The organism is Maledivibacter halophilus, from assembly GCF_900167445.1.
GTDB classification, from domain to species: Bacteria; Bacillota; Clostridia; order Peptostreptococcales; family Caminicellaceae; genus Maledivibacter; species Maledivibacter halophilus.
The window spans coordinates 19,248-27,768 of record NZ_FUZT01000028.1 but is presented as its reverse complement, the minus strand read 5'-3'; the positions used below and the strand labels follow the sequence as shown (position 1 = coordinate 27,768).

Annotated in this window: 10 protein-coding genes and 1 pseudogene; 6 read left to right on the top strand and 5 right to left on the bottom strand. The window is 30.8% G+C overall.

The genetic code is table 11. From position 1 onward, the window contains the following. Positions 1 to 212: pseudogene (locus B5X81_RS27990) on the top strand (IS110 family transposase); the annotation flags it as partial. 143 nt (positions 213 to 355) lie between these two features. Here B5X81_RS27990 and B5X81_RS26515 read toward each other — a convergent pair. After that, positions 356 to 1,297: a sigma 54-interacting transcriptional regulator gene (locus B5X81_RS26515; protein WP_079496033.1), complete on the bottom strand. Its 942-nt coding sequence runs from the start codon at positions 1,295 to 1,297 to the stop codon at positions 356 to 358. Between the two features lie 102 nt (positions 1,298 to 1,399). Here B5X81_RS26515 and B5X81_RS26510 point away from each other — a divergent pair, with 102 nt between their 5' ends. Continuing rightward, the gene (locus B5X81_RS26510; protein WP_079496032.1) at positions 1,400 to 1,768 is read left to right on the top strand and encodes a hypothetical protein; all 369 of its coding nucleotides are present in this window, start codon (positions 1,400 to 1,402) and stop codon (positions 1,766 to 1,768) included. A gap of 81 nt (positions 1,769 to 1,849) precedes the next feature. Here the strand turns inward: B5X81_RS26510 and B5X81_RS26505 are convergent, their stop codons facing one another. Further along, the gene (locus B5X81_RS26505; protein WP_079496031.1) at positions 1,850 to 2,680 is read right to left on the bottom strand and encodes a divergent polysaccharide deacetylase family protein; all 831 of its coding nucleotides are present in this window, start codon (positions 2,678 to 2,680) and stop codon (positions 1,850 to 1,852) included. Positions 2,681 to 2,885: 205 nt separating this feature from the next. On the opposite strand from B5X81_RS26505, the gene B5X81_RS26500 reads away from it, so the two are divergent. Together B5X81_RS26500 and B5X81_RS26495 are read left to right on the top strand one after the other, a co-directional pair. Then, positions 2,886 to 3,626 (top strand): N-acetylmuramoyl-L-alanine amidase family protein, encoded by a 741-nt coding sequence (locus B5X81_RS26500; RefSeq protein ID WP_170917624.1) that lies wholly within the window; start codon positions 2,886 to 2,888, stop codon positions 3,624 to 3,626. Between the two features lie 172 nt (positions 3,627 to 3,798). Continuing rightward, a complete protein-coding gene (locus tag B5X81_RS26495) occupies positions 3,799 to 3,978 on the top strand; it encodes a polysaccharide deacetylase family protein (RefSeq protein ID WP_170917623.1) in 180 nt (59 codons plus the stop codon). A 210-nt stretch (positions 3,979 to 4,188) separates the two neighbouring features. Here the strand turns inward: B5X81_RS26495 and B5X81_RS26490 are convergent, their stop codons facing one another. The 3 genes from B5X81_RS26490 to B5X81_RS26480 form a co-directional block, all read right to left on the bottom strand. Further along, on the bottom strand, positions 4,189 to 4,650 hold the full coding sequence (locus B5X81_RS26490) for a spore coat protein (RefSeq protein WP_079496028.1): 462 nt from the start codon (positions 4,648 to 4,650) through the stop codon (positions 4,189 to 4,191). A 218-nt stretch (positions 4,651 to 4,868) separates the two neighbouring features. Continuing rightward, the gene (tnpB, locus tag B5X81_RS28895) at positions 4,869 to 5,039 is read right to left on the bottom strand and encodes an IS66 family insertion sequence element accessory protein TnpB (RefSeq protein ID WP_408606858.1); all 171 of its coding nucleotides are present in this window, start codon (positions 5,037 to 5,039) and stop codon (positions 4,869 to 4,871) included. 91 nt (positions 5,040 to 5,130) lie between these two features. Continuing rightward, on the bottom strand, positions 5,131 to 6,540 hold the full coding sequence (locus tag B5X81_RS26480) for a sigma-54 interaction domain-containing protein (RefSeq protein ID WP_079496026.1): 1,410 nt from the start codon (positions 6,538 to 6,540) through the stop codon (positions 5,131 to 5,133). 602 nt (positions 6,541 to 7,142) lie between these two features. Between B5X81_RS26480 and B5X81_RS26475 the strand changes: the two genes are divergently transcribed. Beyond that, entirely contained in the window at positions 7,143 to 7,820 is a 678-nt protein-coding gene (locus B5X81_RS26475; RefSeq protein ID WP_139380484.1) for a CoA transferase subunit A, read from the top strand. Positions 7,821 to 7,822: 2 nt separating this feature from the next. Then, a complete protein-coding gene (locus B5X81_RS26470; RefSeq protein WP_079496025.1) occupies positions 7,823 to 8,512 on the top strand; it encodes a 3-oxoacid CoA-transferase subunit B in 690 nt (229 codons plus the stop codon). The last annotated feature ends 9 nt before the right edge of the window (positions 8,513 to 8,521 follow it).

Below are 8,521 nucleotides of genomic sequence, written 5' to 3'. Positions count from 1 at the left end.
ACCTTAGATACTACTTAATCGAGTCTGCTAACAGTGTTAAAAACCGCAATCCTGAGTACAGAGAATATTACTACAAGAAATATGGTGAAGTAACTACTCACCAGCATAAAAGAGCACTCGCACTTACATCTCGTAAATTAATACGACTGATTTTTAGCTTGCTGACTAAAAATCAAATCTACTCCAATGATAAAGTTGGAGAGATTAAATAAAATATTTTCCTATCCTAAACCTGTTTTTTTGTGAAAAACCATAGGTTCTATTAAGGTTACTCTTTTTTAAACATTTCTTTTGTTTTCTTTTAAAATATTATCTTGACATATTACCAGATTGCTAATTGAAATAAGATCTAAAATTATTTAATAATGTCTCTTAAATCGTATTTCTCAATTCTTCTTAATAAAGTAGCGTTACTAAGACCCAATAAGCTAGCTGCACTTCGAATACTGCTAGTACATAGTAATGCATTTGATATTATTTCTTTTTCGTATTTATCAAGTCTGTCAGACAAAAAAGAAGATGACTTACTTGCATCTTTTGTATCAATCAAATATCTTGGTAAATCATCCAAGGTTATGACTTCATTTTTGGCAGTGATATATGATGATTCAACTATATTTTTTAGTTCTCTTACATTACCTTCAAATTTATGATTATAAATGTTGAATAATGCATTTTCACTAAATGATTTTTTAATATTATACCTATTAATTAATTCTCGCAGGAAACATTCCAATAACGGCATGATATCTTCTTTTCTTTTACGCAATGGCGGTATTTCAATATTTGCTACGTTTAATCTATAAAATAAGTCCTTTCTGAATTTATTGGATTTAACTTGATTAACTATATCTAAATTGGTACAGGTAATAATTCTTACATCTACTGATTTTGACCAACTTATTCCAGGTTTTTTTACTTCTTGTTCTTGTAGTGCTCTAAGAAGCTTAGCTTGAAGTATAGGAGATAGTTCACCAACTTCATCTAATAGTAAAGAACCATTGTAAGCTGACTCAAAAATACCAACTTTACCTTTAGAACCATTACCTGTCAAGGTGTCATTTTCATAGCCAAGAAGTTCAGAGTCAGCAAGTGATTCCGAGATAGCCCCACAATTAACTTTTATAAATGGCATATTTGATTTTGGGCTATATTTGTGAATGGTGTTTGCTATGACTTCTTTCCCAACTCCAGTCTCACCTTGAATCATCACTGAAGTTGAGAAGGGAGCATATTGCTTGGCTAATTCGTGTATTTCTTTCATTTTTTCACTGTAAAAAACTAAATTATGCTCCATAATACCTCCTTATGTGGTTCAAAAATAAAAACATTAAAAAATCGCACTTTTTCTATATTATAGCACAATATACTATAGAATTATAGAAAAACATCAACAATTATGAACCATTGTTTAAATAAAATTATCATTTATCTTTCTATTCATGATGTAGTAGGAGATGAGATTTTTAAACATAGCCTAAAGGAGAATTATTCTGATGATAGAAGAATAAATAGAATTTCGAATTTCTTAGATGATGAGTATGGATATTGTCCATTTTATTTTTATATTGTAGATTATGATAATAATAAAGTTGGTGATCCGGGATGTGTTTTATCTGGTATATACAAGAGTTCAGGGGATAAGGCAGAAATTGAGGATTTATATAATATCTTTGAATATATGTTCCATGAATGCCAATTACCTCTTGATGTGATTTTTCGGGAACGTATAAAGTTTTGTGTATCTGATTCTTTGTTATTAACTTAAATCCTAGTATTTTCTTATCAAAAAGTTTCAAATCAGTGCAACTCCTTTTTAAGGAATAGGACGTATTAAAATAGATAGTGGTTAATTTCTAAACTCTATATTGTCATCATATAGTAGATTAATTATGTCAGATATATAAACAAATTTTATCCCTTTATTTTGCAATTTAGGATATATTGATTTAATAGCTTTTGCAGTAACTGTTCCGCCCTCTATTCCAACATGTCCAATTCCAATGGCGTATCCCCTTTTCAATGCAATTTCTCCCAAGTTTTCTATCTGTTTTTCTATATGAATTTGATTTTGCGTTCCATCAAGGAAGATGTCACGAGCTGCAAATTTAACATTCATATCTTTTGCTATATTTGGTATCACAGAATTTCCAGTTGTTTTACTGTCTATAAAAAACAAATCTTTCCCTCTTGCAATTTCTAGTATAGACTTAATTATTCTCTTGTCCTGAGTGGCTTTAGAACCCATATGATTATTCATTCCTACAGCCATTGGAATTTGTGACAAGCCATCTTTTATGCAATTTTGAATTTCATTGTTTGATAAACTAGATGTAATTCCTCTTGGTCCTAACCACTTTTTTTTTCCATGCACAGGTTCCATTGGAATATGTAATATGATTTCCAATCCAGCATCATAGGCTGCTTTGGCATCACTTTTACTGGAGGGTTGAAATGGCATTATAGCAGCAGTTAATGGAATATCAAGTTCATACATATCTTTGGTTCCCTGACTGTTATTTCCAAAATCATCTATTATTATGGCTACATAGCTAGTTGTTTTGACATTAGTTTCTATGGTGTTAGTATATAAAATGGACATAAAGCTAATAGTGACAAGAGAAAATAGTACAATTAATAAAGCTAATAATAAGTGTTTTCTTGAAACAATAACAAACATAGAGCAACCCCCTTTTAAAATTAAACAATGTTATAGCTTATAAATATATATATTCATCATTATCTAATAAATACAAAACCTTAGCCAATAATATTAAAGGGAAAAAAATACAAACAAATCGTTAATTATTATATTAGAATAATGGCTTATGGATTTAATATATTACTATTAGGATGAAAATTTAATTGAATATAGAGGTGATTTTTTGAAGTCTTTGTTTATAGTCATTAGTGCAAAAACGGTAAAGAGATTTATTATAGGGGGATTGCTTTTATTTCTTATTATTTTTCTTACATATAGTAAAGTACAATACATAAATACTTTCGCGAAGGATAATTTATTAACTAACAAAACAATTGTAATTGATCCTGGTCATGGTGGTATAGACGGAGGAACAAGTTATAAGAATGAAATCTTAGAAAAAGATGTCAATCTTGATATTAGTTTAAAGCTTCACAAAGAGTTAAATGGAAAAAATATTAATGTGATAATGACAAGAGAGGAAGATGTTTCGCTAGAAAATAGAAGTAATCTGAAATCTTCAAGATATAGAAGAGATTTACATGCCAGGAAAAGTATTATTAATGAAAGTAATGCGGACTTATTTTTGAGTATTCATGCTAATTCAAATCCTAGAAAGATAGAAACAAAGGGCGTCATAATATTCTATTATAAGGACTCTGACAAAAGCAAAGAATTAGCTTTGAAAATATGTGAATCAATTGATCACATACTTTATAAAAATATCGCAGGTTATGAAGAAGTAAAAACTGAAGTTCTTCCAAATGATTATTATATTTTAAGAGAAACTAATATTCCTGGAGTATTGATAGAAGTAGGATTTATGACAAATGTTGATGATAGAAAACTTCTTAAAAATGAAAAATATCAAAGAAGAATTGCTAAGGCTATTAGTAAGGGAGTTGAAGAATACGTAATACAATAATAATTAAGATAATAATGACTCAAATATATTTATTAAAATGAAATGAGGATTCCTGAAAATGATTGTATTTATATCAAAACGTTGATTAATAACAATATTGATTTTTATTATTATCTCCATTTTAATTATTTCAATATATCAAGGAGAAGTATTTAGATTTATTTTTACTGATGTGTTTCAAAGAGTATCAACTGATGGTCCAGACCCTAAATTTACTCCTCAGATCTTAGATATTTTTAACAAGAATAAAACTAAGGGAACATTTTTTGTACTAGGTGAGCAAGTGGAAAAGCATCCCGAAATTGCTAAAATGATTGTGGATATTAAGAATGAAATAGCGAATCATACCTAAGACAAATCATGTCAATTGGAAAATTAATTTATTATAAATAAGGAAGAAAATGATAAAAAAAATACTATTTATCAGTAGTTTCATAGGTCTTGAACATGCAGCGAAAGTTGCAGAATTTATACAGCTCCTGCTGTAAGATATGAAACTAGGGGCAGTTAAACTTCTTAAATAAAATTTAACTGTCCCTAGTTTCATAGTTTTTTTAATTAATTATTGTACATTATACATACCGTGACTTTGCATGTAATTAAATATTTTTTCACCGTGCTCTTGTTCTTCTTTTTGAATGTGATTTAATGCTTTCCTAATATTAGTATCTGTGAATTCAAATATTGCTGTATTATAGGTAGCAGAAACATATTTTTCTGTGGTAAGAAGATCGGTACATAAATCAGCATCATTTTGATTTTTCATTCCACTTTGACTCATGGACTGATTTTGTTGATTTTGCATATCTTGTTGCTGTTGTTGATTAACATTTGGAACTTGACCATTCATAATTTGATTGATGGTATTAAGATGTTGTTGCTCTTGATTACCTAGTTGAGTAAAAAGTTGTTTTAATTGAGGATCTTTAGCTTGGTTTGCATAATTACTATACTTCTTGATACACAATTCTTCATGACTCTTTTGATCTTCTAATAAGTATCTTTCCTTTTGAGTTAAATGCATTTTGAAACACCTCCAATTTTAGAATGTGTAAAAAAAGGGATATTATACTAAAAACCAATAAAAACATAACTATTTATCTGATTCTTTACTTATACCCCTGGCTCTTAAAGGAAAATTGTCTAAGATTTGCCCCACAAGGGAAGAAGATTTATAAGGGGAAATAGAAAAAATGTATCAAAAGGAAGAAAATCATAAGATTGCTTACAATTCTGCCTATATTACTGATAGGTGATTTCCCTAATCTCGCCGGTAGTTTTAGGCCACTGGAAAGCTCCGTTTTCCAGCCGCTTGTAAAGAAGAAGAAATCCATCGCCTTCCCAAAATAATGCTTTCATCCTCTCCCTTCTTTGTCCTCTCCTCTTTGCATGCCCTTCTCCATCCTCCCATATTCCTTCATATTGGAGGTCCTTGCAATCAATACCCAGAGAATTATTTACACTCTCGTTTTTTTACAGACTTTAAATTTTTTTGAAATTTATATTATATTTTTTCGTTTATATTATACTTTTTCATTTTATAATATAAAACGCTTCGATCTATACCAAGTAGTTCAGCTGCCTTTTTTTTATTCCATCTTGAAGCAACTAATGCTTCAATGATGGCTTTCTTTTCTGCAGAATATCTGATTTCACTTAGATTTTTACTGCTTTTGCTTATCGATCCGCTAAGATTATTAGGTTTATTTATATAAAGATGAAAATGCTCAATACCTAGAATACCATTGACAGCATATATAAATGCTCTTTCAATAGAATTTTCAAGTTCTCTAACATTTCCTGGCCATTCATATGAAGACAGCAGTTTAATTGCTTCATCTGATATTCCTGATATATTCATTCCTAACTCACTATTATACTTCTTAATAAATCTATTAACTAATATTGGGATATCATCAACTCTTTCTCTTAATGGCGGAATTGATAAATTCACCACATTTATTCTATAATATAAATCTTCTCTGAATTCACCTCGTTGAGATAGCTCAAGTAGATCTCTATTCGTAGTGAAAATCATTCTTACATCAATAGGAATAATACGACTTCCACCAACTTTTTTTATCTCTTTTTCCTGAAGAACACGTAGCAGTTTTGATTGGAGATACAAGGGAAGAGAGTCAATTTCATCCATCATAATTGTACCACCATTAGCGATTTCAAAATCACCCATTTTCCCTTCTTTTAAAGCGCCAGTAAATGCTCCTTTTTCATATCCAAACAACTCTGATTCCAAGAGGCTTTCTGGTATAGCAGCACAATTAATCCTTACGAAGGATTTGTTATATCTATTACTTAGTGAATGAATTGAATGAGCGAAAAGTTCTTTTCCTGTGCCACTCTCGCCAGAAATGAGCACAGAAGATTTTTTTGATGCAACCCTATAAGTTAGTTCTTTAAGTTGGATCATGTATTTATTTTTTGTAACGATATCATCTATGCTATATTTTGCAGGATTATTTCGAAATTTTTTCTCTTTATAGTAAGATAATTCTTTTTCAAGGCTTTGAATACGTGTATTCAGCATCTCGATATGATTATGGTCCTCAAAAGTTGATAAGCCGACAATTCCTATTAGGTTTCCATCCTTAATTAATGGATATCTATTGACAATGAATGCTTTATTTTTTCTTTTATAGATTACTCCTATTTCTGATTTCTTTGTATGAGAAACGATAGGCAATCGAGTATCTTCTACAACTTCAGTTATGTGCTTGTGAATTGATGTTTCTTTGTCTACACACATTGAGTCTGCATATAGATCGTTTATATAAATTATTCTGCAATTTTCATCTAAAATAATAAGGCCGCCCAAAGTTTCTAAGATCAAAGGGCTGAGATACTCTTTTAGTTCAGATTTAATTTCTCGATCATTTAACCAATTATCTTTTTTCATATTGCTCTCCTTTCATAATATATTGCATAGATTTAAAAAGATTGATTACTTATTATTCAATTAAATTAAAAAATAAATAGTGATATTAATGTCAGATATTTAAATTCTGTTTCAATGTTTAAGCGTACTCTTTATTAAATACAATACAAGGTGTGTTAAAATACCTACACAATTTTAAAAAAATACTACACAATAACCTGATAGTATTTCCAAAATAAGTTAAATAGTCAAATGATGGACTAAATATAGGCTTAATTTACTTATTATTTTATCATATTTTTCAAAAATATAGTTGGCATGCTAATTGCAAATATGATAATTGTTAATATTTTATTATACAAAGTATATTAAAAAAACCGTATTTTATGGAGGTGAAAAACGTAATTATGTTAGTCATTAAAACTTATGCAGTATGCAGCGTAAAATTTTAACCTTCTATATTTCTGCTGTTTTTGTAAAGGGCGTAAATAATTAATAACATTAGGACAAGATTATTCAAGTGCCTTATGAGTAGTTAAATGTAGTTAGCTCATTATATTGCATGATAATACAAATATGAAATACAGAGCTATTTATTCAGGATAATTAAAGGGGAGGAAAATATGTCACAAGTAAAAGAAATTAGTATTGATAAAGTAGTTTCTTTGGATCAGGCCATTTCTCACATAAGCGATGGTTGCACTCTAATGGTAGGAGGGTTTGCAGCTACAGGTTCTCCAATGAAGATAATAAATGGACTTGTTGAAAAAGGCGTAAAGAATATGACACTGATTTGCAACGATACTGGTCTAGTTGATGCGGGCATAGGATTGATGGTAGTTGCAAAGCAGTTTAAGAAAGTGATTGTATCGCATATTGGTATGAATCCTGAAACAGGAAAACAGCTTGCAGCTAAAGAACTTGAGGTTGAGCTTGTACCACAGGGAACTCTTGTTGAGAGGATTCGCTCTGGTGGATTTGGACTAGGAGGCGCTTTGACTCCAACAGGAGTTGGTACAGAGGTGGCAAATAGTAAGCAGACTTTAGAAATCGACGGTAAGACATATTTAGTTGAAAAACCACTTAAAGCAGATGTTGCAATAGTGAAAGTTAAAAAGGCTGATCGACTTGGTAATGCTATATACCATGGTACTAATATTTCACATGGACCTATGATGGCAACTGCTGGTAAAATAACCATTATTGAAGCAGATGAAATTGTGGAAATCGGAGAACTGGATCCAGACCAGATACAAACACCATCAGTATTTGTCGATTATATTGTTCAGGGAGGTAATTAAGTATGCAAGATATCAGTATTAAGCAATTGGATAAGGAAACAATGGGAAGAATAATTGCCCAAAACATTGCTATTGATCTTGAAAAGGGAAGCATGGTAAATCTTGGGGTAGGATTGCCAACTCAAGTAGCAGATTATGTAAAACCTGAACAGCAGATATTACTCCACGCAGAGAATGGATTAATAGGAACTGGTAGAGCTATACCTGTTGGAGTAGACTGTGATCCAGACATTATTAGTTCCTCAGGATATCCTACAACGATAATCCCTGGAGCAGCTTTCTTTGATAGTTCAATATCCTTTGGTATTATACGTGGTGGGCATCTTGATGTGACTGTGCTTGGGACTATGGAAGTAGACCAGGAGGGGAATATAGCAAACTATCAGATACCAGGGAAAAGAGTAACTGGAATGGGTGGAGCGATGGATTTGTGTGTTGGTTCCAAGCAGGTTATTGTAGCAACTTATAATTCTCAAAAGGGGAACCCAAAGATACTGAAAAAATGCAGACTTCCACTTACTGCCCAAAAAGTTGTTTCAAAAATAGTAACTGAAAAAGCTGTTATGGAAATCAGGAAGAATGGCATTGTATTGACAAAGTATAATCCAATGTTCACAATAGATGAGATTCAGGCGGAAATTGAAGCAAAGCTTATCATTGATGATAACCTTAAAGAAATGTTGATTGACTAAATTTAAATA

Bases quoted from the DNA above. Each gene is read 5' to 3' on its own strand.
- B5X81_RS26515 (WP_079496033.1), bottom strand. From the start codon at position 1,297: ATGGAGCATAATTTAGTTTTTTACAGTGAAAAAATGAAAGAAATACAC.
- B5X81_RS26510 (WP_079496032.1), top strand. From the start codon at position 1,400: ATGAACCATTGTTTAAATAAAATTATCATTTATCTTTCTATTCATGAT.
- B5X81_RS26505 (WP_079496031.1), bottom strand. From the start codon at position 2,680: ATGTTTGTTATTGTTTCAAGAAAACACTTATTATTAGCTTTATTAATT.
- B5X81_RS26490 (WP_079496028.1), bottom strand. From the start codon at position 4,650: ATGCATTTAACTCAAAAGGAAAGATACTTATTAGAAGATCAAAAGAGT.
- B5X81_RS26480 (WP_079496026.1), bottom strand. From the start codon at position 6,540: ATGAAAAAAGATAATTGGTTAAATGATCGAGAAATTAAATCTGAACTA.
- B5X81_RS26475 (WP_139380484.1), top strand. From the start codon at position 7,143: ATGTCACAAGTAAAAGAAATTAGTATTGATAAAGTAGTTTCTTTGGAT.
- B5X81_RS26470 (WP_079496025.1), top strand. From the start codon at position 7,823: ATGCAAGATATCAGTATTAAGCAATTGGATAAGGAAACAATGGGAAGA.